Raw genomic sequence first — 26,359 nt, forward strand, 5'->3', positions numbered from 1 at the left:
GGCGGGCTCGCTTAACATCTCCGGCGGGTCAGTTGCAGGCGGCACCGGTGCTCAAAACGGCCAAGCTTACGGCTCCGGCATGTTCCTTCAGGGCAACGGGTCGTTCTCGACCAACCCGGGCGCAGGGCAGACTCAGACGATCAATGATGTCATTGCCGACCAGACGGGTGTCGCAGGCAGCGGCGGCAGCTGGTCGCTGGTCAAGAACGGCGCCGGCACACTTGTCCTCGCCGGCGCCAATGCCTATTCCGGCGGGACCATCATCAACGGCGGTTCCGTCACAATTTCGGCGGACAATAATCTTGGCAGTGCGAGTGGAACACTCAGCTTCGCCAACGGCGGCACATTGAACGCCACGGCAAACATCACGACGGCGCGAGCTGTCACGCTCAATGGGCCAGACGGCGGTTTTGATGTCGATCCCAACGCGACGCTGACGATGAACGGAGTGATCAGCGGTGCCGGCAGCGCGCGTGTCAACAAGTCCGGCGCGGGCACCCTGGTGCTCAACGGCAACAACACCTACACCGGCGGCACGACGGTCAGCGGCGGCGTGCTGTTGTTCAAGTCCGATGCCAGCCTGGGCAGCACGGGTACCGGTATCGCCTTGCAGACAGGAGGTATGATCGGAACGACCTCAGATGCTCCGGGGCAGACGATCAATCGCCGCGTCACCATCACGAACAACAGCGGCTTCTACGTTGCGAATAACCCGCTGACCTGGAGCGGCGCGATCGGCGGCACTGGCACTCTCGTCAAGTCCGGCGGCGGCGCGCTGACCCTTACCGGGACCAACACCTATTCGGGTGGCACGACGGTCAATGGCGGTGTCCTGCGTTTCACCATCGACGGCGCCGGCTCCGACAACCTGGGCGCCACCGGCACCGGGATCACGTTGAACGGCGGCTCGGTCGGAACCATCGATTCCGCCCCCGTCAACGCGACCATCAACCGCAATATCACCCTGACCGGCAATGGCGGCATCGAGGTCGCCCAGCCCCCACTCATCTGGAGCGGCAATATCAGCGGCGGCGGCCAGTTCATCAAGAGCGGCGTCGGAGTGCTGCGACTGCGGGGCACCAACACCTATAGCGGCGGCACGATGGTGACACTCGGAATCCTTGACATCGACTCCGACGCCAGGCTTGGCGCAGCCGGCACGCGCATCACGCTGGACGGCGGCGGTCTGGACGCCTCCCAAACCTTCACCAGTTCGCGCGGCGTCCAGCTTACCAACCGCGGAGGCTCCATTCTCGTCGATCCCGGCAAGACCCTCACCTTGAGCGGCGTCGTCAGCGGTCCGGGCATTCTCACCAAGGTCGACGCGGGTACGCTCATCCTCACTGGCGCCAACACCTACACGGGCGACATCTTCAACAACGGCGGCACGGTGCAGGGCAACACCACGAGCCTGCGCGGCAACATCGTCTTCGACACCAATGCCGGCAACACGATCGCAAGATCGGTCATCTTCGACCAGGCGACCGACGGCACATTCGGCGGCAGCATCACCGGCCTCGGCAGCCTGAGCAAGATCGGCGCCGGCATGCTGACCCTTTCCGGCACCAACAATTACTCCGGCGGCACCACGGTCTCGGTCGGCACACTGCAAGGCACGACGAACAGCCTTCAGGGCACCATCGTGAACAACACCAACCTCATCTTCAATCAGGACTTCGACGGCACCTTTGCCGGTGCCATCAAGGGGCCTGGCGAGGTAACCAAGCGAGGGACCGGCAAGGTGATCCTGACAGGTGCGCAATCCTTCAGCGTGGCCGATATCGATGCCGGCAATCTGAGCGTGAACGGCTCGCTGGACACCACGTCGCTCGTCAACGTCAACAAGGCCGGCACGCTGTCGGGCAATGGCTATCTGGGCAACGTCGTGGACAATGGCGGCACGATCTCGCCCGGAAACTCGGTCGGGACCCTGCATATCAACGGCAACCTCAACATGGCGCCGACCTCGCAGTATTATGTCGAGCTCAACGGCACGACCAGCGACCGCATTGAGGTGGCCGGCACCGCGAACATCCAGAGCTCGACCTTCGAGATCGCGCACGATCCCAACACCGCAGCAGCGCCGGTGCTGCCGGGCAAGACCTACACGCTGCTCACGACCGGGGGAGGCCTGACCGTGACCTCACCGACGGTCGGGATCGCCGACTTCCCGTTCATCGCCTTCACCCTGAGCGCCGACGCCTTCAACGGCTATTTGACGACCGCGCGCAGCGCCGTGCGCTTCGCCGATCTCGCCTCGACGGCCAACGAGAAGGCGGTGGCGGGCGCGCTGGACACGGTGGCGGCCAGCAATCCGGCGTGGCAGCAGGTGGTGGGCGCGAGCGCAGCCCAGGCGCGCGCCGCCTTCACCAGCCTCAGCAACGCCTCGATCCACGCCAACGCGGCCAACGTTTTGTCGGAGCAGTCGCAAAGCCTGCGCGACGCCGTGACCGGACGGTTGCGGCAGGACTTCGCCTACGGCACGCCCCTGGCGCAGGCCGGCAACGCGCTGTCCTATGCCGACGAAGCGCCGCGCAACGCCTATGCGTCCCTGCCGTTCACCAAGGCGCCGCCGGCGGCCGCAGCACTCCGGCCGGCGCAGGTCTACTCCGTTTGGGCACAGGCGCTGGGCAGCCAGGGCACGCTCAACGGTGACGGCAACGCCGCGCGGACCGATCACTCGCTCGGCGGCGTGATCTCCGGCCTTGACGTCACCTTCAACGGCACCTGGCGCGTCGGCCTCGCCGGCGGCTACAGCCAGTCCACCTTCAAATCCCCTGATATCGCGGCATCCGGTTCGAGCGAGAGCTACCATGTCGCGCTCTACGGCGGCGGGCAGCTCGGCGCGTGGGGCGTGCGCGGCGGCGCCGGCTTCTCATGGAACGACATCCGCACCTCGCGACAGGTGGCCGCGATCAATTTCATGGAGACCGAGCGCGGCGACTATGCCCTGAAGACGACCCAGGTGTTCGGCGAGGTCGGCTACACCTACGGCTTCAATGCCGCGGCGCTGGAGCCGTTCCTGAACCTTGCTTACGTGCGGGTTGACGGCGGCGTCAACGAGCTCGGAGTCGTGGGAGTGACCGGATCGACGCAGTTCGACACCACCTACACGACCCTGGGTGTGCGCGGCGCGACGGCGTTGACGCAGACCTTGACGGCGCGCGGGACGCTGGGCTGGCGGCATGCGCTCGGCGACGTCACGCCGGTGGCGGCGCTGGCGTTCCAGACCGGAGCGCCGTTCGCCGTGGCCGGTTCGCCGATCGCCCGCGACGCGCTCGTCACCGAAGCGGGTCTCGACCTTGCCGTCGGCGCCAACGCCTCGCTCGGCATCTCCTGGACCGGCCAGTTCGCCGACCAGAGCCGCAACAACGCCGTCAAGGGCAGCTTCAGCTGGCGGTTCTAGCTCGCCGCACAGACCAACGCCGCACCACCCGTGGTGCAGCGCCCATCAGCCCCTCCCTTACCTATGAACGAACATCCCCGGCCGCAGCGCGACGCCAGCTGGGGAGCCACTCAGCAACAGGAAGCAGCTCATGAAACAGCCGTCCCAACACCACTCCACGCACCAGACCGCGCAACTGGCTGATGCTGGCCGCGGCAGAAATCGCAGGCAGATGCTGCGGACGAGCACCGCATTGTGCAGCTTTCACGCCATCTGGATGTCCACCGCGCTCGGCATCAGCGGCGCTCAGGCCGCAGACCCGCCATTCCTCTACTGGAATCCGGCCGCGGCGACGCAGAACTGGAACGGCGCCAACTGGTGTATCGAGGCTCTCCCGACCTGCAGCACGAGCAGTCGCAGAACAGTCCCGCCGCCGCAACAGGCGATCTTTCAGAATCCGTTCTTTACCAACAACATCACGATCGACCAGGCCGCAACGGTTGGCATTATCACGTTTCCCGACGCCAACAAGACGAGCTACACCTTCAACGTCACGCCCACCGGCTCGCTCACCTTCACCAGATCCGATATCCCGGCACAGGGGATCCAGAACGGCGGCGGGGCGCTGCAGACATTCGTCAACAACGGCACCATCGTCTTTGCACAGCAGAGCTCTGGAGCTTCGCAGATCGTCTTCAACAACTATAAGACGCTGGAGTTCAGGGACAACAGCTCGCTGTCGAGTTCGGCGATCACCAACCAGGCCGGCGGCACACTGACGTTCAGGGGATTTGCCAACGCCGGAACCTCGGCCGCTCAAATCACCAATCTCGGCCGGATCGATTTCTTCGACGCCGGCAACGCGGCCCAAGCCACCATCAATAATCAAGGCACGATGGTCTTCAATGGAACCGCCAATGGCAACGATCCGCGTACCACGGGAGGTAACGCCAAGATCACCAACCAGGCCGCCGGTCAGTTGACGTTTCAGGGTTTCAGCTCGATGGGCGCCGCCACGCTGACCAACGCCGGCACGACAACCTTCCTCGGCAATTCATCCGCCGGATCCGGCACCATCACCAACAACGCCAATCTGATCTTCAACGAGAACAGCTCCGGCGCGAAATCGACGATCACCAATAACGGCGCCATCCGGTTCAACAACGAGGCCGCGGGCGGCAACGCGAGCATTACCAACAACAAGCAGATCGATTTCTTCAATCTGGGCAATGCCGGCAATGCCACGATCGCCAGCAAGGCGGGCGGACAGATGACGTTTCACGACACCAGTTCGGCCGGCGGATCCGTCATCACCAATGAAGGGACCATCCGTTTCCTCAACAACAGCAGCGGCGCAGGTTCGACTCTCAACAATTCCGGCAGCGTTTTCTTTTCCGATTTCAGCACGCCCGCCAGCGCCAGCATTGTCAATGCAACGTTGAGCGCTGTGGTCGACTTCTCCTCCACAGTTTCCAACCTCAACAAAAGCGCGGGCTCGATCGCAGGGACCGGAACGGTCAAGCTCGGTTCAAACAGACTGAGCGTCGGCGGCAACAATACCAGTACGATATTCAGCGGTACTTTCGCGGATGGCGGCATCAATGGCGGGGTCGGCGGATCGTTGGTCAAGGAAGGCACCGGCACGCTGAACTTGACGGGGGTCCAGACCTACACCGGCACGACCGACATCAACGCCGGCAATCTCAAGGTGAACGGCTCGCTGGCAAGCTCGTCGGTCGTCAACGTCAATAAGGGCGGCACGCTGTCGGGCAACGGCAATTTGGGTAACGTCAACAACAATGGCGGCACGATCTCGCCGGGGAATTCGATCGGGACGCTCCATATCAATGGCAGCCTCACCATGCGTCCCACCTCGACCTATTATGTCGAGCTCAACGGAGATTCCAGCGACCGCATCGAGGTGGCCGGCACCGCGAACATCCAGAGCTCGATCTTCGAAATCGCGCACGACACCAACACCACGTCGACGCCCGTGGTGCCGGGCAAGACCTATACGATCCTCACGACCGGAGGCGGTCTGACCGTGACCTCCCCGACGGTGGCGACCGCCGATTTCCCGTTCATCGCCTTCACCCTGAGTGCCGACGCCTTCAACGGCTACCTGACGACATCGCGCAGTGCCGAAAGTTTTGCCGATCTCGCCTCAACGGCCAACGAGAAAGCGGTGGCACGTGCGCTCGACACCGCGGCGGCGAGCAATCCGGCCTGGCAGCAGGTGGTCGGTGCCGGCGAAGCCCAGGCCCGCGCCGCCTTCACCAGCCTTAGCAATGCCTCGATCCACGCCAACGCCGCCGGCGTGCTGTCGGAGCAGTCGCAATATCTGCGCGACGCCGTCACCGGCCGGTTGCGGCAGGACTTCGGCTACGGCACGCCCCTGACGCAGGCCGGCAACGCGCTGTCCTATGCCGACGACTCCGCGCGCAACGCTTACGCCTCCCTGCCGTTCTACAAGGCGCCGCCCGCTGCTGCAACGCCGCGGCCGGCGCAGGTCTATTCCGTATGGGCGCAGGCGCTGGGCAGCCAGGGCACGCTCAATGGTGACGGCAACGCCGCACGGACCGATCACTCGCTCGGCGGCGTTCTCTCCGGTCTCGACGTCACCTTCAACGGCACCTGGCGCGTCGGCCTCGCCGGCGGCTACAGCCAGTCCACCTTCAAATCTCCCGACATCGCCGCCTCCGGTTCGAGCGAAAGCTACCATGTCGCGGTTTACGGCGGCGGGCAGATCGGCGCATGGGGCCTCCGCGGCGGCGCCAGCTTCTCGTGGAACGACATCACCACCACGCGACAGGTCGCCGTGGTCAATCTGCTGGCAACCGAGCGCGGCACCGATGCCCTCAACACCACCCAGGTGTTCGGCGAGGTCGGCTACACCTATGGCTTCAATGCCGCGGCGCTGGAGCCGTTCTTGAACCTTGCCTATGTGCGGGTTGACGGCGGCGTCAACGAACTCGGTGTGGCGGCGATGTCAGGCTCGGCCAATCTCGACACCACTTACACAACGCTCGGCCTGCGCGGTGCGACAGCGTTGACGCAGACCCTGACGGCGCGCGGGACGCTGGGCTGGCGGCATGCGCTCGGCGACGTCACGCCGGTGGCGGCGCTGGCATTCCAGACCGGAGCACCGTTCGCTGTGGCGGGCTCGCCGATCGCCCGCGACGCGCTCGTCACCGAAGCGGGTCTCGACCTTGCCGTCGCCGCCAACGCCTCGCTCGGCATCTCCTGGACCGGCCAGTTCGCCGACCAGAGCCGCAACAACGCCGTCAAGGGCAGCTTCGGCTGGCGGTTCTGACACCGCGACGCAGATCGCTCGATTCTGCTTCCACCTTCGAGGGTCTCGGCACTCATCCAGATGAGCGCTGTTCAACAGGCCACCCGACGGCGCACAGCGATCGATGTTTCGAACTGCGAACGTTGATCAGGCAATGAACAGCCGGGCACGCGTCGCCTTGGGGCTAGGTCGAAGGCGCGGTGCCCGGCTGTCAGGCCGCGCGGCGGCGCGGCCATCCGCCAGCCTCTCTCGTCCCCAAGAGCGAGGCCGTCGGAATCAGATGTCGGCTGTTGCTAAATCCGCGCCGTCGAATGGAGCGCGTTTCTCCAAAGGGCAAATGCGACGAAGCCAGCCAGCAACAAGGAGCCGCCACCGACCGCGATCAAAAGAAGCGCGAACATCATCTTGGAAAATCCAAATTGAGGAGCGTCATGCGGCGCGATATGCGCCGCAACCTGGCAATCAAATGCACTTCAGGAATTGATTTGCCCCGCCGGCCGCCGCCGGACAGCCCGAAAGATGGCTGGCACTGCGCTCTGCCCACCCTTCGATTTCAGAGAGGCCGTCAAGCCACTCGGCTCTCGCCTCTCGTCGAGCGGTTCGTCACACCGCTCAACTGTCAACAGGATAATCGATAAAATTTTATCGACAATCGAAAGGAAAAATTAAGGTTACCGAGGCAGGCCGCACCGACGCGTTGCTTTCGAAGTCTGCGTGCCCGCGCCGACAACGGAAGCGGTCGAGCCCGGGCTGCGCGCCTATGACGGCGCGCTGCAGACCCGCAGCTTCATCGTGAAGTGGAAGGCTGCCAGCGGGGCGGACAAGCTCCGACGAGTGAATTCGCAAAGGCACCCCGCGAAAGGCCCACCGCTGCGCGCGCAGCAACCACGCGATCGCAGCATGTCGCGGCGAGGCGTCAATGAAGGCGGATGGCGGAGAGGGAGGGATTCGAACCCCCGATAGGCTTGCACCTATGCCGCATTTCGAGTGCGGTGCATTCAACCACTCTGCCACCTCTCCAGTGGCCCGGGTGATTTGCGCCACCCGCGGTCGGGGCGTGTTCTAGGCGAGGATGGCGGGCCAGACAAGGCGCTGCAATAATATTTCCGTCACGGCGTCGTCGGACCGCGAAAATCGCGACGCGACTGAAGAACGCACGTGGAAACAAAGCGCTAGCGTCGCGGCTCCGGTCAGATCGGCGCGGCATCGCGCGAGGCAGAACAGGAGCGGGCCATGGAGCATGTGACGATTCGAGCCAACGGCGCGGCGTTCCACGTTGCAAAGACCGGCGGCGGCAGGCCGCTGCTCCTGCTGCACGGCTGGCCGGAATTCTGGCTGACCTGGAAACCCGTGATGACCCGCCTGGCCGACCGCTTCACGCTGATCGCGCCCGATCTGCGCGGCTTCGGCGATAGCGACAAGCCCGCGGGCCCTTACGGCCCCGATCAACATGCCGACGACATGCTGGCGCTGCTGGACGCACTCGGCATCGAGAAGGCCGGCGTCGTCGGCCATGACGTCGGCGGCGCGGTGATGCAGCCCTTGGCTCGCAAGGTGCCCGGGCGCATCGCCGGCCTGTTCTTCTTCGATTTCGTCTATCCCGGCATCGGGGTACGCATGGCCGCGCCGGACCGGCTGAACCACATCTGGTACCAGTCGTTCCACCAGATGGAGATGGCGCCGGCGCTGGTCGGCGCCAACAGCGAGACCTGCCGGACCTATATCGAGCATTTCCTGCACAACTGGTCGCACCGCAAGGCCGCCTTCGATGACGTGCTCGAGGCCTTCACCGACAATTTCATGAAGCAAGGCAACCTCACAGGCGGCTTCGCGCATTACCGCGCGGCGCATGCGGCGCGCGTCAGTATGATGCAGGGTGAGGCTCCTGTCCTGCCGCCGATCGCGGTGCCGACCTGTATCCGGTGGGCCGAGCACGACCCGCTGTTTCCCTATGCCTGGACCGACCGGCTCGGCGACACTTTCAGCAATCTTGACCTCGCGATGTTTCCCGATGTCGGGCATTTCCCGCATCGTGAAGACCCCGAGCGCGCGGCCGCCGAGATCGCAGGGTTCTTCGAGCGGATCAATTGGAGGTAGAAAATGGGTGGGACCGCCAGACGCGACAAAACACTGGCGGTCCCTTGCCGCTGCTTAAAAATTGCCGGCCTGGAAGTGCGGCTTCGCTAGCCAGCGGGAGCGACATCAGGACGGTAGCAACCGGCACAAAATCGGCAACGCGAAGCCGATCTTAACCTAACCTGTCAACCTTACCGCGCGGTCCGGACTGCGCACGCTCCCCCTTGAAAAGGGGAGGTCGCTTTGCTCGCCGGAGCAAAGCGGGTCGGATCAACTCTCTCCGCAGAAAGCGTCGCTTGCGGCTGACCCCCATCCCTTTCAGGGGGAAGGAGAAGGCAGATGCAGAGCACGCGATCGTTGAAGCGCGCGAGATTCAGGCGCCGGCCTTCTTTGCTTTCCTGGTCTTTTTCTCGCTCTTTTCGTCGCCGTTCTCGTCCCTCACCTTCTCGTCCTTGCCGTTCTCTTTCCGGCGATTGGTGTAGCGGGCATTGCCGAGCCCGGTTCCGATCGTCAGCACGCCCCAGCGCTCGACGTCCTGCATGAAGGGAACCTCGGCGAGCCCCTGCACCACCCCGTCATTGTGCATCACGATCGCGGCGTCATGGTCGCCGATCTCGGGGATCGCCTCGACCAGACTCGCCGGGAGGTTGAATTTGCTGCTCTCCCAGTTGCCGGGCAGGTTCTGCGCGCCCTTCTCGATTCCGCCGTCCTCGTTGATGACGCCGGGACAGGCGATGCCGATGAAGGGCGCGAGCTTCAGCCCCTCGGCCTCGGCAGCGGCAATCAGGTCCTTCAGCATCTTCACCAGCCGCTTCACCGCGCCTTCGCGCGTCGGCTCGTCATCGGCATGGCGCCACAGCTCCGACTTCCAGACCGTCGCCTTGGACAGATCCGGCGCCTTCTTCCAGCGCGTCTCGACAAGACCGCAGCGGATGTTGGTGCCGCCGATATCGACCGCCAGCACGCCGTCATGGGCCTCGAAAATCCAGGATGGCGCCAGATGCAGCGCGCCGATCAGGCCGGCGTCGTCGGGGTGAAAGCGGATCGGCACCATGTCGACCTTGAGATCCTCGGATTTCAGGATGATCTCGGTGCGCGCGATGGCGAGTTCGCCGAGCCGGCTGTCGCGAAAGCCGCCGCCGACCACGATGCGCTCGGTCCTGGCCCAGCTCTTGGTCTTGAGGAAGCGGCGCGTCACATAGGCGAGCTCCTGGGCGAACTCCTCGATCGCGCTGTGCACGACAGCGGAGGCCTCGGTGTCGTCGCCGACCAGCATCTCATCGAGCTTTTTCTTGCTGATCTTGTCCGACGGCTCGTCGTCGAACGGATCCTCGCCCGATTTACGCAACGGCTTGCGCCAGCGGTCGAAAATCTTGCGGAATGCGCCCTTGGAGGCGCGGTCGCCGAGGAACCCCTCGTCGTCCTTGAGCTCGATGTTGAAACTGTCGATATCGACGGATGGCAGCCGCGCGGCGCCGTGCCGGGCGATGCCCGTGGTGGTGGTGATGTCGTCGGCCATGTACCCTCTGCCCGGTGGCAAGTCAGGGGACAACGGGTGGGGAACTCATTGGTTTCACCCCGGGTTCGGGTCCGTGAGCGGATCTGGAGGGCCAAAATGGCGCCAAACCCTTCATTTTTGGCTGGTTTTTGCCCTGCTTTGCCTTGACTCTCGACCGTTTGCGGCTATAAATCGCCCGCATCCGGCGTGGGGATTTCTCGCGCCGTTTGTTTTTGCGCGAATTTGTGCGGGACTTGTGCCCGTTTCGTGCGAGACACGTACCCTGAACCCGACTGAACAAAAAGCTGGCCCGGATGCGTCCGAGGCCGGGATCGAACACGAAGGAATCAAACGATGTTCGCAGTCATCAAAACCGGCGGCCGGCAATACCGCGTCGTTCCGAATGATGTACTCGAGATAGGCAAGATCGCCGGCGACGTCGGCACGATCGTGCAGCTTGGCGAAGTTCTGGTGCTTGGCGGTGACACGCCGGTGCTGGGAACGCCCACCGTGGCAGGCGCGTCCGTTGCAGCCGAAGTGCTGCAGCACAAGCGCGGCGCCAAGGTGATCGCGTTCAAGAAGCGTCGCCGCAAGAATTCACGCCGCAAGCGCGGTTATCGCGACGAGCTCACGGTGCTTCGCATCACCGAGATCCTCGCCGATAACGCCAAGCCGACCATCGGCCCGCGGCCGAAGAAGGAAAAGGTCGCTTCCCCCGCCGATGGCGAGGACGCAGCACCGAAGGCGGCCAAGAAGAAGGCGCCCGCAAAGGCTCCGGCCGCGAAGAAGGCTCCGGCCAAGAAGGCCGCCGCCAAGAGCTAAGAAGAAGTGATCGTCGCGCTTCAAGATTTGAAGCGTGACAAAATGTGAAATGATTCCGTCAAGGAATTGATCTAGAGATCAAAGCGAAGTCGGAGACGAGCTATGGCTCATAAAAAAGCAGGCGGTTCATCGCGCAACGGACGTGATTCCAAGGGCAAGCGCCTTGGCATCAAGGCGTTCGGTGGCGAGCGCGTGATCCCCGGTAACATCATCGCGCGTCAGCGCGGCACCACCTGGCATCCCGGCCTTAATGTCGGCATGGGCACCGACCACACTCTCTTCGCCAAGATCGAGGGTCATGTCGAGTTCCGTGCCAAAGCCAACGGCCGCACATTCGTATCGGTTATCCCGATGGCGGAAGCGGCCGAGTAGACGGTGGACAAATACGAGTCCGCCGGGTCCTGTTGAACCGGCGGAGTCGAAAAGGGCTCCAGGGGAGGCGGGATAACCGGCCTCCCTTTTTTGTTGCGCGTGTTCTCCTTCGACCACGTGTGACGTTCCAAGCGTTGCGTACAGTTATTTTCGCATCACAGGAGCCCGACATGTTGCAGGACATCCCGACGCCGACGTTGCGCCAGGCAAGAGCTTGCGTCCTCGAGACCGAACGGCTGACATTGCGCAAGCCGACTCTCGCGGACGTAAAAGCAATTGCCCGCCTCGCCAATGATCGCCGGATCGCCGAGAACACCCGCCGCCTGCCGCACCCCTACAGCCAGGATGACGCCATCGACTTCGTGCGAGCCCTCGCCGAAGGCGGACGCGAGACGGTTTTCCTGATCGAGAACAATCACACGCCGATCGGCATGGTCGGGATCGACTGGCGTGCGGAAACCACGGCCGAGCTCGGCTATTGGCTCGGCGTCGACTATTGGGGCCAGGGCTTCGGCACCGAGGCCGCGCGTGCGGTGATCGACTACTTCTTCGAGGAGTTCGACCTCGACCAGCTGGTCTCCGGCGCCCGCGTCGTGAACCCGTCGTCGCGCAACATCCTCGAGAAGTGCGGCTTCCAGTGGAGCGGCGTCGAGCTGCACCGCTTCGAGGCGCTGGGCTCGTCGAGCCCGGTCGACTGCTTCCGCCTCGCCCGCGGCGTCTGGGCGTCGCTGAAGAGCTGGAACAATTCGACGCGGCGCGAGAGCTGAGGCTCGACCGCTCAACAATAACAGTCGTCGTCCCCGCGAAGGCGGGGACCCATAACCACAAATGGTCGCTGCTCGGCCAAGCTGTGGCCCCAGCCGGCGCACCAACAAGGATCGGTGGTTATGGGTCCCGGCTTTCGCCGGGACGACAGTTTGTTATGCGGGGTGCATCAGTTGCACAATCATGCCGGCGGATTGACCGCAGGCTCCTCGCGTCCGAGCTGCTGCTCACGCAGGAAGATGTAGAGACCAGCCGCGATGATGATGGCGGCGCCGACGATCGTGGCCCATGACGGCACGTCGCCGAACACCACGAAGCCGAAGATCACCGCCCAGACGATCATCGAATATTGGTAGGGCACGACGACGCTCGCCGGTGCGAGCTTCAGCGAGCGGTTGACGCAAAGCAGCGCCGCGACCGAGATGATGCCGGCGGCGAAGAACAGCACGAGACTTCCGCCGCTCGGCGTTACCCAACCGATCGGCGAGAGCACGGCGCCGAGGATGAACGTGCCGCCGAATTGCGAGGTCGCCAGCACGATATCGGGCGTCGCGCGCAGCGAGCGCGTGATCAGCATCAGAACTGCAAATGAAAGACTGCCGCCAAGCGCGATCATCGCCGGCAAGCTGATCGTCTGCGCCGACGGCCTGAGCGCGATCAGGACCCCGCAAAAGCCGACCACGATCGCCGTCCACCGCCGCCAGCCGATATGCTCACCGAGCACGAGGCCCGAGATCGCGGTCACGAAAATCGGTCCGGCCAGATAGTAGGTGATGACGTCGGCGAGCGGCAGATAGACGGTCGCCAGGAAGAACGCAGCGACCTCCACCGTCGACAGCGTGACGCGCAGCAATTGCAGCCACGGGCGCTCGAGATGCAGGAAATCGGCGCGCCGCTTCCACACGATCGGCAGCAGCACGAGCAGCGCCGCGCAGGCGCGCAGCCACAACAGCTGCCCGACCGAATAGGCCGCGACGATGAATTTGCCCATCGCGTCGCCGAACGAGAACATGAAGATCGACAGCAGCATCAGGCCGATGCCGGCGAGCCGCGCCGATCGATCGTCGTAGGAGGACAGTTTTGCGAACAGGCTCATTTGGCTCTTGTTGCCGCCGCGCGTGAGTCGGGCCGGTTGTGTTGCCGGTTTTAGCGAGGTGGCTGCGCAGGACAACCCCGGGGTTGCGCATCGAACCAATTGTCGCAGTCCGGCGCCTGCGCTACCGGTGGGTCAGCCATTCAAGAAACAATGCAGGAAATGCCGCATGACCGAGTTCGACCCCACCCAGCATCGCATGGTCACCGCGCAGCGCTGGTTCGAGGATTTTGTGCTCGGCGAGCGCTTCGTGATCCCGAGCCGGACCCAGACCTCGGCGGTATTCGCCGCCTTCCAGACCGCGAGCGGCGATACCCATCCGATCCATTACGACGTCGAATACTGCCGCGCCCGCGGCATGCCGGACCTGCTCGCGCACGGCTTTCAGACCCTGGTGCACACCGCGCCCGGCGCGGGATTGTTTCCCTATGTCGTGGAGGAGTCGCTGATCGGCTTCCTCGAACAGTCGAGCAAGTTCCTGAAACCGGTCTATGCCGACGACACCATCTACCCCGCGCTGGAGGTGATCGAGCTCGCTCCCGGCCGGACCACCGGCGTGGTGACGCTGCGCTCGACCGTGCACAACCAGCGCCGCGAACTGGTGCTGGAGGGGATGCAGAAGTTTCTGGTGCGGCGCCGGCCCAGTTAGGAGCATGATGAGCTGGAACGGCGTCGAAAGTTCACCTCCCCAACGGGGAGAGGTGAACCGAGCCCGCGCCAAGCCGATTCAACCAGAACTCATCCCGCTTTTGCCTCGGGCCGCAAAAAGGCCCGAAAATTAAGGCTTTTCGGCAAAGTCCGGGCGCTTCAGGGTTGCCGCACCGGCGGCCCTGGCCTAACTAGTAACGATCATGAAATTCCTCGATGAAGCAAAGGTCTATATTCGCTCCGGCGACGGCGGCAACGGCTGCGTCGCGTTCCGGCGCGAGAAGTTCATCGAGTTCGGCGGCCCGTCCGGCGGCAATGGCGGCCGCGGCGGCGATGTCATCATCGAGTCCGTCGACGGGCTCAACACGCTGATCGACTACCGCTACCAGCAGCACTTCAAGGCGCCGAAGGGCGGCAACGGCATGGGCAAGGACCGCCATGGCGCCAACGGCAAGTCTGTCGTGATGAAGGTCCCGGTCGGCACCCAGGTGTTCGACGAGGACCGCGAGACGCTACTCTACGACTTCACGAAGCTCGGCGAGAAATTCGTGCTTGCCAAGGGCGGCAATGGCGGCTTCGGCAACGCGCATTTCAAGTCCTCCACCAACCGCGCGCCGCGCAATGCCAATCCCGGCGCTCCGGGCGAAGAGCGCTGGATCTGGCTGCGCCTCAAACTGATCGCCGATGCCGGCCTCGTCGGCCTGCCCAACGCCGGCAAATCGACCTTCCTGTCGGTGGTCAGCGCGGCGCGGCCGAAGATCGCCGACTATCCGTTCACCACGCTGCATCCGCAGCTCGGTGTGGTGAACTATGGCGGCCGTGAGTTCGTGCTGGCCGATATTCCCGGGCTGATCGAAGGCGCGCATGAGGGCGCCGGCCTCGGCGACCGTTTCCTCGGTCATGTCGAGCGCTGCCGCGTGCTGCTGCATCTGGTCGATGCGACCTGCGAACATGCCGGCAAGGCCTACAAGACCGTGCGCACCGAGCTCGACGCCTATGAGGGCCACCTCGCCGACAAGATCGAGATCGTCGCACTGAACAAGATCGACGCGGTGACGCCGGAGGAATTGAAGAAGCAGAAGGACAGGCTGAAGCGCGCCGCGAAGAAGACGCCGCTGCTGCTGTCCGGCGCGACCGGCGAAGGCGTGCAGGACGCATTGCGCGCGCTGGTCGAGGTGATCGGCGAGGCTCCGGTGTCGAGCAAGGCCAAGGGCGAGACGGAGCCGTGGGCGACGCCGGTGCCGCAGGGTTGAACGGCTTGGTCCGAACAACACTTGCACTTCCCAACACTTGCACTTCCCAAGCCACATCGTGGCGCGTATTGCTTCCACCTCCCTGCTAGACCGAACCCATGAAACGCCCCGCGCTCAAGAATTTCCGCCGCATCGTCGTCAAGGTCGGCTCATCCTTGCTGGTCGACTCGGAAGCCGGCGAAGTGCGTTCGACATGGCTTTCGGCGCTGGTTGACGACATCGCCAAGCTGCACAAGGAAGGCCGCGAGGTCATGGTGGTGTCGTCGGGCTCGATCGCGCTCGGCCGCAGCCGCCTCAGGCTGCCGCGCGGACCGCTGAAGCTCGAGGAGAGCCAGGGCGCCGCGGCCGTCGGGCAGATCGCGCTGGCGCGGATCTGGTCGGAGGTGCTCGGCCGTCACGGCATCGGCGCCGGCCAGGTCCTGGTCACGCTGCAGGACACCGAGGAGCGCCGGCGCTATCTCAACGCGCGCTCGACCATCGCAAAGCTGCTCGAGTGGCGCGCAGTGCCCGTCATCAACGAGAACGACACCGTCGCCACCAGCGAGATCCGCTACGGCGACAATGATCGCCTTGCCGCGCGCGTCGCCACCATGGCCAGCGCCGATTTGCTGATCCTGCTGTCCGATATCGACGGCCTCTACACGGCGCCGCCGGCGGTCGATCCCGATGCGAAGCTGATCCCGATCGTCGAAAGCATCACCGCGGAGATCGAGGCAATGGCGGGGTCCGCCGGGTCCGAACTGTCGCGCGGCGGCATGACCACCAAGATCGAGGCCGGAAAAATCGCGACCACCGCCGGCACGCATATGCTGATCGCCTCCGGCAAGATCGAGCATCCGCTTGCCGCGATCGCCGATGGCGGCCGCTGCACCTGGTTCCTCACGCCGGCCAATCCCGTCACCGCGCGCAAGCGCTGGATCGCGGGCTCGCTGGAGCCGAGGGGCACGCTGACCATCGACGCCGGCGCCGTGACTGCCTTGCGCGCCGGCAAGAGCCTGTTGCCGGCCGGCGTCATCAGGGTCGACGGCCAGTTCGCCCGCGGCGACGCCGTGGTGGTGCGCGGCCCCGACACGCATGAGATCGGCCGCGGCCTGGTTGCCTACGACGCCGAGGACGCGGAGCGCATCAAGGGCCATTCCTCGCCGGAGGTGATGGCCATTCTGGGCACCAACGGCCGCTCCGAGATGATCCACCGCGACGATCTCGTGGTCGGCCCGGCCGGCGCAATCCCGGCCAAATAGGCCCAAATAAGCCTACTGGGCCGATCTACCGGCCCGGCTGCCCACCTGCCATGCCGGTTCCGCGCCTCGCCACCCCTCAATTGCCATGCTAGAACATGGCCTTAGAGCGTGATCCGGAGGGGTGGAGACCGGTTTCCCGAAGAGACCATGCTCAAACCGAAGCTGGGACGTCCATGACCGTGCCTCTGAAGGCGATCGACGGCAACGCCGATCTCGAAGCCCTGATGACCGACCTCGCCGTCAAGGCGCGCGCCGCCGCGCGTGTGCTGGCGCTGGCGCCGCCGGAGCAGAAGAACCGGGCACTCGCAGCGATCGAACGCGCGACCCGCGCCAACGCGCCGGCCATCCTCGCGGCCAATGCCGAGGATGTCGCGGAAGCACGCGCCGCCGGCATCACATCCGCCTTCCTGGATCGCCTGACGCTGACGCCGGCGCGCATCGACGGCATGGCCGACGGGGTTGCGACCGTGCGCGAGATTGCTGATCCGATCGGTACCGTTACCGAGAGCTGGCGGCGGCCGAACGGCATGACGATCGAACGGGTGCGCGTACCGCTCGGCGTGATCGGCGTGATCTTCGAGAGCCGCCCCAATGTCGCCGCCGACGCCGGCGTGCTGTGCCTGAAGTCGGGCAATGCGGTGATCCTGCGCGGCGGCTCCGACAGCTTCCGCTCCTGCCGCGCCATCCATGACTGCCTGGTGCAGGGCCTGCGCGAGGCCGGCCTGCCCGAAGCCGCGATCACCCTGGTGCCGACGCGCGATCGAACCGCGGTCGGCCTGATGCTGTCCGGCCTCAATGGCGGCATCGACGTGATCGTGCCGCGCGGAGGCAAGAGCCTCGTTGCGCGCGTCGAGGCCGAAGCTCGTGTGCCGGTGTTCGCGCATCTCGAGGGCGTCAACCACGTCTATGTCGATGCCAGCGCGGATCTCGACATGGCGAAGTCGATCGTGCTGAACGCCAAGATGCGCCGCACCGGCGTCTGCGGCGCGGCGGAGACGCTGCTGGTCGATCGCGCCGCTGCGACCAGCCTGAAGCCGCTGGTCGAGATGCTGCTCGACGCCGGCTGCGAGGTGCGCGGCGACGATGCCGTGCAGAAGGTCGATGCACGCGTGAAGCCCGCATCCGACGAGGATTGGGACACTGAATATCTCGACGCCGTCATTGCCGCGCGCGTCGTCGACGGCGTCGACGATGCGATCGCGCATATTCACGATCACGGCTCGCACCACACCGACTCGATCGTGGCCGAGAATGCCAGGACCGCCGAGAAATTCCTGAGCGAAGTCGACTCCGCGATCGTGCTGCACAACGCATCGACCCAGTTCGCCGACGGCGGCGAGTTCGGCTTCGGCGCCGAGATCGGGATTGCCACCGGCAAATTCCACGCCCGCGGCCCGGTCGGCGCCGAGCAGCTGACGAGCTTCAAGTACCGCGTCCATGGCACCGGGCAGACGCGGCCGTGATCATAGTCGCACGCGCGCGGTAGCCCCTTGCAACAAGCTTCGACCGTGCCGTACTCCGCAGCCCAGGCACTGCCGTTCTACACCAACGGCATGCGCATCGGGCTGCTCGGCGGCTCCTTCAATCCGCCGCACGCCGCGCATCGCGCCATCAGCCAGTTCGCGCTCAAGCGGTTGCAGCTCGATCGCGTGTGGTGGCTGCTGACACCGGGCAATCCGCTGAAGAACCACGATGGCCTGCGTGCGCTCGCGGAGCGCGCCGACGCCGCGCGCCGCGTCGCCGACGATCCTCGCATCGACATCAGCTGTCTCGAAGCTGTCATTGGCACGCGCTACACTGTTGACACGATCATCCACTTGCGCCGCCGTGTCTCCGGCGTGCACTTTGTCTGGATCATGGGCGCTGACAACCTCGCGCAGTTTCATCGCTGGAAAGACTGGCGTCGCATCGCCTCCGATGTGCCGATTGCCGTGATCGACCGACCGCCGCAAAGTTTCCGCGCCTTGGCCGCACCGGCGGCGCAGGCGCTCGCACGCTACCGCTTGCCCGAGAACCAGGCGACGCGGCTGGCCGATCAGCGTGCCCCTGCCTGGGTGTTCCTGACAGGAATGAAATCCAATCTGTCTTCGACCGGCCTTCGGAACCCGGACGGGAGCTGGAGGACGGCGTGAAGCACATGAGGGTTACTGGAATATTGAAACCATTAACCCCACATGCGTAGTATGGTGCGTGGACGCCGAGGATTCGGCACCCGCGATACAGTGAAAGGAATGGTCCCTGGCCACATCTGTATTGTCCAAGTCTGTTTTACCCAAGGTTCCCAAGACTGCGCGTAAAACATCGACGAAAACCGCGGCCTTGCAGGCGCAACCGGACGCCAACAAACCGGATGCCGACAAGACGCTGAGCCTGATCCTCTCCCGCCTCGACGACATGAAGGCGGAAGAGACGGTCACCATCGATCTCCGTGGCAAATCCGCATATTCCGACTACATGATCATCACCTCGGGCCGGGCCAACCGGCACGTCGGTGCGATCGCGGAGAATGTGGCGAAAGGCCTCAAGGAAAACGGGGTCAAGAGCATCCATGTCGAGGGCTTGCCCAACTGCGACTGGGTGTTGATCGATTCCGGCGACGTGATCGTGCACGTGTTCAGACCGGAGGTACGCGAGTTCTACAATCTCGAAAGATTGTGGGCTCAGAACCCGGCCGTCGCGGCGGTCTAAGGCCTATCGAAGCCGATGCGAATCGGCTGACGCGCAGCTAGTCTGCCCGCGCGCCCTGGGGGCGCGCGAGTCTCAGGCTTGACGCGTTTTCTGCGGCAAACCGGTTTCCATTTTGCCGGAAGACGCTCTTATGCGCCTTGTTGTGATCTGCATCGGCCGCCTGAAGCAGGGCCCGGAACGGGAGCTTGCGGAACGTTATCGCGAGCGCTTCGACGACATCGGCCGCAAGCTCGGCTTTCGTGGCCTCGATATCCATGACATTGCGGAAAGCCGCGCCCGCGATACCAATGCGCGCATTGCTGAAGAGGCCGCAGCGATTGCTGCATTGATGCCGGACAAACATGTGCTGGTCGCGCTCGACGAACGGGGCAAGAGCATCGACAGCGCGAGCTTTGCCCGGCAGCTCGGCCGCTGGCGCGACGACGGAATCGCAAATACTGTCTTCGTGATCGGCGGTGCGGACGGACTTTCGCCCGAATTGCAGCGTAAGGCTTCCCTGCGCATTGCATTCGGCTCCGCGACCTGGCCGCACCAAATGGTCCGCGTCATGCTTTTGGAACAGATCTATCGCGCCGCCACCATTCTGGCGGGCCATCCCTATCACCGCGCATGAATGCCGTGATGGACAGTCGAGAGCACTGAACAAACCGAATGCAATACAGGCGGGATATGGTTTCGTATTTGGGCGCCGCGTGTCGCAGCTGGCTGCCCGCATCGCTGCCGCTGTCGATTGCCCTGCTCGTCGCGAGCCCGCAGGCGCCGGCGCATGCGCAGGCCACCCCGTCGGAGCAACAGGCCGCGGTGACGACGACATCGCCCGACGCCATCAAGGAGCGCGAACAGGAGCTCGAAGCCGCGCGCGAGCAGCAGCGCAAGGCGACCGAGCTGCAGGAAAAGCTGAAAGCCGATATCGCGGCGATCGGCCAGGACCGCAGCAAGCTCAACCAGCAGCTGATCGACATCGCCGGTCAGGTGCGCGGCGTCGAGACGCGGATCGCCGACGCCGAAGCACGCCTGCAGCCGCTCGACGGCCGCGAGCGCGAAATCCGTGCCTCGCTCGATTCACGCCGCGCCGAGATCGTCGAAGTGCTCGCCGCGCTTCAGCGCGCCGGACGACGGACGCCGCCGGCGCTGCTGGTGCGGCCCGAGGACGCGCTGCAATCGCTGCGCACCGCGATGCTGCTTGGCGCAGTGGTGCCGGAATTGCGCGGCCGCGCGGAGAAGCTCGCAACCGACCTCGGCGAACTGGTCGCGCTCCGCAAGACCATCTCGACCGAACGCGACGCGCTGGCACAGGACCGCGACAAGCTCAGGGAAGACCAGACCCGTCTCACGGCGCTGGTCGATGAGCGCCAGCGGCAGCAGGCCGCGGCGGAAAAGGACATGGAGGCTGAAGGCACCCGCGCGATTGCGCTATCAAAACAGGTCGGCGACCTGCAGGGCCTGATCGCCAAGATGGAACAGGACCTGAAGAGCGCGGCCAAGGCAGCCGCCACGGCCAATCTCCAGGGCGCGCCGGCGACCGTCAACGGCAAGCCGAATCTGGACGCCTTCAAGAACCCGGCCCGATCCAGCCCCGCGGTCGCTTTCGCCTCTGCCAGGGGCCTGTTTTCGTACCCCGTTAACGGTACCAAGATTCGTGATTTTGGCGGTTCCGACGGCGCGGGCGGGCTACAAAAAGGCATTTCCTTGGCGGCCAAGGCCGGCGCGCAGGTCACAACCCCGTGTGACGGCTGGGTTGTTTACGCCGGCCCTTTCCGCAGCTATGGACAACTCTTGATCCTCAACGCCGGGGGCGGGTATCATGTCCTGATCGCCGGGATGGAGCGCATTTCGGTTAACATCGGCCAGTTTGTACTTACGGGGGAGCCGGTAGCGACGATGGGATCGACATCCCAAGTCGCATCCATTCTCGCGACCAATGCGAGCCAGCCAGTGCTCTATGTCGAGTTCCGGAAAGACGGCACTCCAATCGATCCAGGTCCGTGGTGGGCCGCAAATGAAGGCGAAAAGGTTCGCGGATGATGCGCAAGACTTCTGTAATTCTTCTCAGCGCCGCCACCGGCGCGGCACTAACGCTGTTCGTCACGCAGCCCCGCGCTGTGCTGATGGGATCGAGCGCGCGCGCCGCTACGTCTGATACCTACCGCCAGCTCAACCTGTTCGGCGACGTGTTCGAGCGCGTCCGCAGCGACTATGTCGAGAAGCCCGACGACAGCAAGCTGATCGAGTCCGCGATCTCCGGCATGCTCTCCGGCCTCGATCCGCACTCCAGCTACATGGATGCAAAGAGCTTCCGCGACATGCAGGTGCAGACCCGCGGCGAGTTCGGCGGGCTCGGCATTGAAGTCACGATGGAGGACGGGCTGATCAAGGTCGTCTCGCCGATCGACGACACTCCGGCTTCGAAGGCCGGCATCATGGCCAACGACATCATCACCATGCTCGACGACGAGGCTGTGCAGGGCCTGACGCTCAACCAGGCCGTCGAGAAGATGCGCGGTCCGGTCAACACCAAGATCAAGCTCAAGATCATCCGCAAGGGCCAGGACAATCCGATCGACGTCACGCTGGTGCGCGACAACATCCGCGTCCGCTCGGTGCGCGCGCGCGTCGAGGCCGACGACATCGCCTATATCCGCATCACCACCTTCAACGAGCAGACCACCGAAGGCCTGAAGAAGGAAGTCGCCAATCTGCAGAGCCAGATCGGCGACAAGCTGAAGGGCTACATCATCGATCTCCGGAACAACCCCGGCGGCCTGCTTGAGGAAGCGGTCACGGTGTCCGACTCCTTCCTGGAACGCGGCGAGATCGTTTCGACCCGCGGCCGCAACGCCGAGGAAACCCAGCGCCGTACCGCCCATCCGGGCGACCTGACCAAGGGCAAGCCGGTCATCGTGCTGATCAACGGCGGATCGGCGTCGGCCTCCGAAATCGTCGCCGGCGCGCTGCAGGACCACAAGCGTGCAACGCTGGTCGGCACCCGCTCGTTCGGCAAGGGCTCGGTGCAGACCATCATCCCGCTCGGTTCGGGCAACGGCGCGCTGCGCCTGACCACGGCGCGCTACTACACGCCGTCGGGCAAGTCGATCCAGGCCAAGGGCATCGTGCCCGACATCGAGGTGCTGCAGGACGTGCCGGACGAGCTGAAGGCGCGGACCGACACCAAGGGCGAGGCCTCGCTCCGCGGCCATTTGAAGACGAACGATGGCGACGAGAAAACCGGCTCGCAGTCCTACGTGCCGCCGGACGCCAAGGACGACAAGGCGCTCAAGATGGCCGACGATCTGCTGCACGGCATCAAGTCGACATCGAGCGCGCCGCCCGCTGCGCCGAGCGACAAGGCTGCCGTCGACAAGCCGGCCAACAACAAAGCGGCGAACTGATCCGATCAGTCGATTCGGCGGAAAGGGCGGCCTTCGGGTCGCCCTTTTTGCTTTCGGGATCCTAAAGCGCGATGAGATCAGGTTGAATCGTCATCGCGCTTTAGCTTCTTGTTTGAGCATAATCTCCGCGCAAACGCGTCCCGCGTTTGTCGCGAGGGAAAGCCGCTTCACACTTTTCCGGATCATGCTCCAGCACCGTGCTTTGACGGGCTGGCGCGGTGCGCAGGAATGCACGGCGCCGTGCTATCGTTCGCGCTGTTGATTCGGGGAGGGTCATGGCAGAGGCGGCCGACGAACTGAGCACGCCGCTTGGGCAGACGACCGTGGGCAAGACGCGCCGGCTCCGCCTGCCGTTCACGGCGATGCAGGCGGTTGCCGTGCTGCTCGGGCTTGTGCTGGTCGTCTTCGTCGGCGTGGCGCTGTTCAACGACAACCCGCTCGGCGGCGAGCCGATCGCCCATATCGTGCTCCGCAAGACGCCGCCGGTCCCCGCGGATGCCAAACAGGCCGCGGTCAGTCCGGCCGCCGAGCCCGCGGCCAAGGCCGCGCCCAAGCCGCCTGCCGCAGCCAGCGACGCCAGGACAGTCACCATCATCGACGGCTCGAGCGGCAAGCGCCAGGACGTGGTGATCGGCGCCGGCGCTTCCACCGACACGGCTGATAGCGACACACCCGTCTCCATGATGACCGGCGTCGACCCACGCCTTCTCGAGAAATCCCGCTACGGCATGATCCCGGTGGTCGCCGATGGCCTCAAGCCCTTCACGGTCTATGCGGCCGACGCCGACCGCGCCAAGGCGGCCAGGATGCCCACCGTTGCCATCGTGGTTGCAGGCCTCGGCGTCGGCGCCGCCAAGACCACCGAGGCCATCATGAAGCTGCCTCCGGCGGTAACGCTGGCCTTCACCCCCTATGGGTCCGATCCCGGCAAGCTCGCCGAGCGCGCCCGGACGCAGCGCCACGAGATCCTGCTGCAGATCCCGATGGAACCGTTCGACTACCCGGACAACGACCCGGGACCGCAGACCTTGCTGACCACGCTCAACGGTGAGCAAAACCTCGACCGCTTCTATTGGCACCTGAGCCGCCTGCAGGGCTACGCCGGGATCGCCAATTTCATGGGGGCCCGCTTCGTCGCCAGCGACCCCGTGATGCAGCCGATCATCCGCGAGGCGGCCAAGCGCGGGCTCGGTTATTTCGACGATGGTTCCACGCCCCGCAGCGTCGCTCAGCCCCTCGCCACAAGCCAGGGTGTGCCATTCGCCAAAGCCGATTTCGCCATCGACGCGGTGCCGACCTCCGCTGAGATTGACCGCACCCTGGTCAAGCTGGAAACCCTCGCCAAGGAACGCGGAACGGCCGTGGGCGTCGCCTCGGCCCTGCCGGTCTCGATCGAGCGGCTCGGCGCATGGATCAAGACACTGGACTCCAAGGGCATCGTGCTTGTGCCATTGACAACGGCGATGCTGAAATCAAAATCGAGCTGAAGATCAAACCGTTGATGCTGCTTCAGACCTTGCCGGGGGGCCGGGTCGGACGGCTCGGAAATTATGCGAGGGACCTGCGGCATGGCACGTTATGAAGACCTGCCCTATCGGACCTGCGTCGGCATCATGCTGCTGAATGCGACGGGACTGGTCTTCATCGGGCGGCGTGCGGGCGGCGTTGAACACGTCGACGAAGCCCATGTCTGGCAGATGCCGCAGGGCGGCGTCGATCCCGGCGAGGATACGTTTCAGGCGGCCAAGCGCGAGCTCTATGAGGAAACCAGCGTCAGGTCAGTGGAGAAGCTCGGCGAGGTCGCCGACTGGCTGATCTATGACATCCCGCGCACTGTTGCCGGCCGCGCCTGGAAGGGCCGCTATCGCGGCCAGCGGCAAAAGTGGTTCGCGCTCCGCTTCACCGGCAAGGACAATGAGATCAACGTCGCCAATCCCGGCGGCGGCCACAAGGCGGAGTTCATCTCCTGGCGCTGGGAGCCGATGAAGAACCTCCCCAATCTGATCGTGCCGTTCAAACGACCGGTCTATGAACGGGTGGTCGAGGAATTCGCCGCGCTGGGGGCGAAGTAAACGTTCGGCGCGTCCACCATCATGTCACCAAGCAAGCCCTATCGCCCCAACGTGGGGGTCGCGCTGTTCAACGCCTCCGGACGCGTGCTGATCGGCCGCCGCTTCAAGGATGATGGCCCGGAGATCGTGCTGCCCGGGCTTGAATGGCAGATGCCGCAAGGCGGCATCGACGAGGGTGAGGATCCACGCCAGGCCGTCATGCGCGAACTCTGGGAGGAGACCGGGGCCGTCAGCGCCGATTATCTCGGCGAGACGGACTGGATGACCTACGAATTCCCGTCCCATCCCGTGCCGCCGTCGCATCGGCTGGCGAAATTCCGCGGACAGCGGCAGAAATGGTTCGCGCTCCGCTTCACCGGGCGCGACGACGAGATCGACCCGCTGACGCCACGCAACGGCCAGCCCGCCGAGTTCGACCAATGGCGCTGGGAGCGCCTCGATCGGGTCGCGGATCTCGTGGTCCCGTTCCGCCGCGACGTCTACCGCGCCGTCGCTGCGCGCTTCGCGGAGTTCGCCGGCTAGGACACGATGGCTTTACTTCGAATCGAGCAACGGGCTCCGCTTCACCTCGCCCCGCGTGCGGGGAGAGGTCGGAACGCATCGTTAGATGCGTTCCGGGTGAGGGGGAGTCTCCGCAAACACAGCTATCGCCTTATGCGCGGAGATGGCCCCTCACCCCAGCCTCTCCCCGTAAGAACGGGGAGAGGGAGCGCACCACAATCATGATCGCCATTCGATCTAACCTCATCCCGCTCTAGTTGTGGAGCCTCAAGAGGTTGTTCCCGGTCAATCCGAGTCTGCTGATCGGTGGCTTTGAGCCGATACTGCCATGAGGACGATGCCAGTTGTAGCAATGAAGCCATCGTGGCAACTCGGCTGCTCTTTCTGCTGAGGTGTTGTAGGCCTGCGCATAGGCCCATTCTCGTAGGCTGGTTTGAATGAAGCGTTCGGCCTTGCCATTGGTTTTGGGTGTATAGGGCCTGGTGCGGATGTGCTTGAGGCCGAGGCGCTTACACGCCCTTAGGAAGGCGAAGGATTTGTAGCACGCGCCGTTGTCGGTCATGACGCGCTGTACCTTCACGCCGAGGCTCACGTAGTAGGCCACGGCCGCCTTGAGGAAAGCGATGGCGCAACCCTTTCGCTCGTTCTTCATGACCTGGCTGAAAGCGATCCGTGACGCATCGTCGATGCAGACATGTACGTATTCCCAGCCTGGCCCTTGACGGCGAGAACGCAGATTGCTCGACCCATGTCGATCGCCGGTGATCCGATGGCCGATCCGATTGAACTTGCCGAGCTTTTTGATGTCTATGTGGATCAGTTCACCAGGATGCTGGCGCTCATAGCGCCGGATCGGCTCGGCCGGCTCCAGGGCAGCCAGCCTGTTCAAACCGAGTCGGCGCAGGATACGGCTGACGGTTGCTGCGGAGACCCCAACTTCGAGCGCGATCTGTTTGCCGGTGTGGCGCTGCCGGCGGAACGTCTCGACAGCGGCGCATGTGGCTGCCGGGGTTTGGCTTGGCAATGAATGAGGCCGCGAGGAACGATCCCGCAAACCATCGACGCCTAATGCGCGGAAGCGCTTGACCCATTTGGCGACCGTCTTTGCCGTCACATTGAATTGGAGCGCGGCTGTGGCCTTCGTCAGGCCGCCCTCGATCACGCTCCGCACCATCGCCTCTCGACCTTTCGGCGTCAAAGGCGCATTCTTGTGGATGTTCATCTGGTCTCTCCGGGGAACACTGAAGTTTCGCAACCTCAGCTT

21 protein-coding genes and 1 tRNA gene are annotated in these 26,359 nt (G+C 64.4%); 18 read left to right on the forward strand and 4 right to left on the reverse strand.

Features of this window, described 5'->3' with window-relative positions:
- Positions 1–3,406: autotransporter domain-containing protein (locus tag AS156_RS38495; protein ID WP_066515550.1), on the forward strand; the 3,406-nt coding region annotated here is incomplete at its 5' end.
- A 130-nt stretch (positions 3,407–3,536) separates the two neighbouring features.
- A complete protein-coding gene (locus AS156_RS38500; protein ID WP_082747968.1) occupies positions 3,537–6,698 on the forward strand; it encodes an autotransporter outer membrane beta-barrel domain-containing protein in 3,162 nt (1,053 codons plus the stop codon).
- Positions 6,699–7,607: 909 nt separating this feature from the next.
- Here the strand turns inward: AS156_RS38500 and AS156_RS38505 are convergent.
- Positions 7,608–7,697, reverse strand: a tRNA-Ser gene (locus AS156_RS38505).
- A gap of 213 nt (positions 7,698–7,910) precedes the next feature.
- Here AS156_RS38505 and AS156_RS38510 point away from each other — a divergent pair.
- Positions 7,911–8,774: an alpha/beta fold hydrolase gene (locus AS156_RS38510; protein WP_066515554.1), complete on the forward strand. Its 864-nt coding sequence runs from the start codon at positions 7,911–7,913 to the stop codon at positions 8,772–8,774.
- Between the two features lie 352 nt (positions 8,775–9,126).
- Here the strand turns inward: AS156_RS38510 and AS156_RS38515 are convergent, their stop codons facing one another.
- On the reverse strand, positions 9,127–10,272 hold the full coding sequence (locus AS156_RS38515) for an ROK family protein (RefSeq protein ID WP_066515556.1): 1,146 nt from the start codon (positions 10,270–10,272) through the stop codon (positions 9,127–9,129).
- Positions 10,273–10,605: 333 nt separating this feature from the next.
- On the opposite strand from AS156_RS38515, the gene rplU reads away from it, so the two are divergent.
- The 3 genes from rplU to AS156_RS38530 all read left to right on the forward strand — a co-directional run bounded on the left by rplU (position 10,606) and on the right by AS156_RS38530 (position 12,212).
- Positions 10,606–11,073 (forward strand): 50S ribosomal protein L21, encoded by a 468-nt coding sequence (gene rplU / locus AS156_RS38520; protein WP_066515559.1) that lies wholly within the window; start codon positions 10,606–10,608, stop codon positions 11,071–11,073.
- A gap of 102 nt (positions 11,074–11,175) precedes the next feature.
- Complete coding sequence (gene rpmA / locus AS156_RS38525) at positions 11,176–11,445, forward strand: 50S ribosomal protein L27 (protein ID WP_028336337.1); 270 nt, start codon at positions 11,176–11,178, stop codon at positions 11,443–11,445.
- Between the two features lie 170 nt (positions 11,446–11,615).
- On the forward strand, positions 11,616–12,212 hold the full coding sequence (locus AS156_RS38530) for a GNAT family N-acetyltransferase (RefSeq protein WP_066515561.1): 597 nt from the start codon (positions 11,616–11,618) through the stop codon (positions 12,210–12,212).
- A 179-nt stretch (positions 12,213–12,391) separates the two neighbouring features.
- On the opposite strand, the gene AS156_RS38535 is transcribed toward AS156_RS38530, so the two are convergent.
- The gene (locus AS156_RS38535) at positions 12,392–13,306 is read right to left on the reverse strand and encodes a DMT family transporter (protein ID WP_066515562.1); all 915 of its coding nucleotides are present in this window, start codon (positions 13,304–13,306) and stop codon (positions 12,392–12,394) included.
- A 166-nt stretch (positions 13,307–13,472) separates the two neighbouring features.
- On the opposite strand from AS156_RS38535, the gene AS156_RS38540 reads away from it, so the two are divergent.
- From AS156_RS38540 to AS156_RS38595, 12 genes are all read left to right on the forward strand, one after another.
- A complete protein-coding gene (locus tag AS156_RS38540) occupies positions 13,473–13,952 on the forward strand; it encodes a MaoC family dehydratase (protein ID WP_066515565.1) in 480 nt (159 codons plus the stop codon).
- Between the two features lie 202 nt (positions 13,953–14,154).
- Positions 14,155–15,204 carry a GTPase ObgE gene (gene obgE / locus AS156_RS38545; RefSeq protein WP_066515566.1) on the forward strand — a complete coding sequence of 350 codons (1,050 nt, stop codon included), beginning with the start codon at positions 14,155–14,157 and terminating at the stop codon, positions 15,202–15,204.
- A 98-nt stretch (positions 15,205–15,302) separates the two neighbouring features.
- Positions 15,303–16,445, forward strand: coding sequence for a glutamate 5-kinase (gene proB / locus AS156_RS38550; protein WP_066515573.1), 1,143 nt, complete (start codon positions 15,303–15,305; stop codon positions 16,443–16,445).
- A gap of 173 nt (positions 16,446–16,618) precedes the next feature.
- The gene (locus AS156_RS38555) at positions 16,619–17,908 is read left to right on the forward strand and encodes a glutamate-5-semialdehyde dehydrogenase (RefSeq protein ID WP_066515580.1); all 1,290 of its coding nucleotides are present in this window, start codon (positions 16,619–16,621) and stop codon (positions 17,906–17,908) included.
- Between the two features lie 45 nt (positions 17,909–17,953).
- Positions 17,954–18,577 (forward strand): nicotinate-nucleotide adenylyltransferase, encoded by a 624-nt coding sequence (locus AS156_RS38560; RefSeq protein ID WP_136626639.1) that lies wholly within the window; start codon positions 17,954–17,956, stop codon positions 18,575–18,577.
- A 187-nt stretch (positions 18,578–18,764) separates the two neighbouring features.
- The gene (gene rsfS / locus AS156_RS38565; protein ID WP_066515590.1) at positions 18,765–19,133 is read left to right on the forward strand and encodes a ribosome silencing factor; all 369 of its coding nucleotides are present in this window, start codon (positions 18,765–18,767) and stop codon (positions 19,131–19,133) included.
- 130 nt (positions 19,134–19,263) lie between these two features.
- Complete coding sequence (rlmH, locus tag AS156_RS38570) at positions 19,264–19,746, forward strand: 23S rRNA (pseudouridine(1915)-N(3))-methyltransferase RlmH (RefSeq protein WP_066515591.1); 483 nt, start codon at positions 19,264–19,266, stop codon at positions 19,744–19,746.
- A gap of 56 nt (positions 19,747–19,802) precedes the next feature.
- Positions 19,803–21,158, forward strand: a complete 1,356-nt coding sequence (locus tag AS156_RS38575; RefSeq protein WP_082747969.1) for a murein hydrolase activator EnvC family protein — start codon at positions 19,803–19,805, stop codon at positions 21,156–21,158.
- The gene (locus AS156_RS38580; protein WP_066515595.1) at positions 21,155–22,522 is read left to right on the forward strand and encodes a S41 family peptidase; all 1,368 of its coding nucleotides are present in this window, start codon (positions 21,155–21,157) and stop codon (positions 22,520–22,522) included. The genes AS156_RS38575 and AS156_RS38580 overlap by 4 nt, the downstream gene beginning before the upstream one ends.
- Positions 22,523–22,797: 275 nt before the next feature.
- On the forward strand, positions 22,798–24,009 hold the full coding sequence (locus AS156_RS38585; RefSeq protein WP_066515597.1) for a divergent polysaccharide deacetylase family protein: 1,212 nt from the start codon (positions 22,798–22,800) through the stop codon (positions 24,007–24,009).
- A gap of 81 nt (positions 24,010–24,090) precedes the next feature.
- On the forward strand, positions 24,091–24,594 hold the full coding sequence (locus AS156_RS38590; protein WP_066515600.1) for an RNA pyrophosphohydrolase: 504 nt from the start codon (positions 24,091–24,093) through the stop codon (positions 24,592–24,594).
- Between the two features lie 21 nt (positions 24,595–24,615).
- The gene (locus AS156_RS38595) at positions 24,616–25,116 is read left to right on the forward strand and encodes an RNA pyrophosphohydrolase (protein ID WP_066515603.1); all 501 of its coding nucleotides are present in this window, start codon (positions 24,616–24,618) and stop codon (positions 25,114–25,116) included.
- A gap of 232 nt (positions 25,117–25,348) precedes the next feature.
- Here AS156_RS38595 and AS156_RS38600 read toward each other — a convergent pair whose 3' ends face one another.
- Positions 25,349–26,317, reverse strand: coding sequence for an IS481 family transposase (locus AS156_RS38600; RefSeq protein WP_066498346.1), 969 nt, complete (start codon positions 26,315–26,317; stop codon positions 25,349–25,351).
- Positions 26,318–26,359 lie beyond the last annotated feature (42 nt).

The sequence above is a fragment of the Bradyrhizobium macuxiense genome (genome assembly GCF_001542415.1).
GTDB lineage: Bacteria > Pseudomonadota > Alphaproteobacteria > Rhizobiales > Xanthobacteraceae > Bradyrhizobium > Bradyrhizobium macuxiense.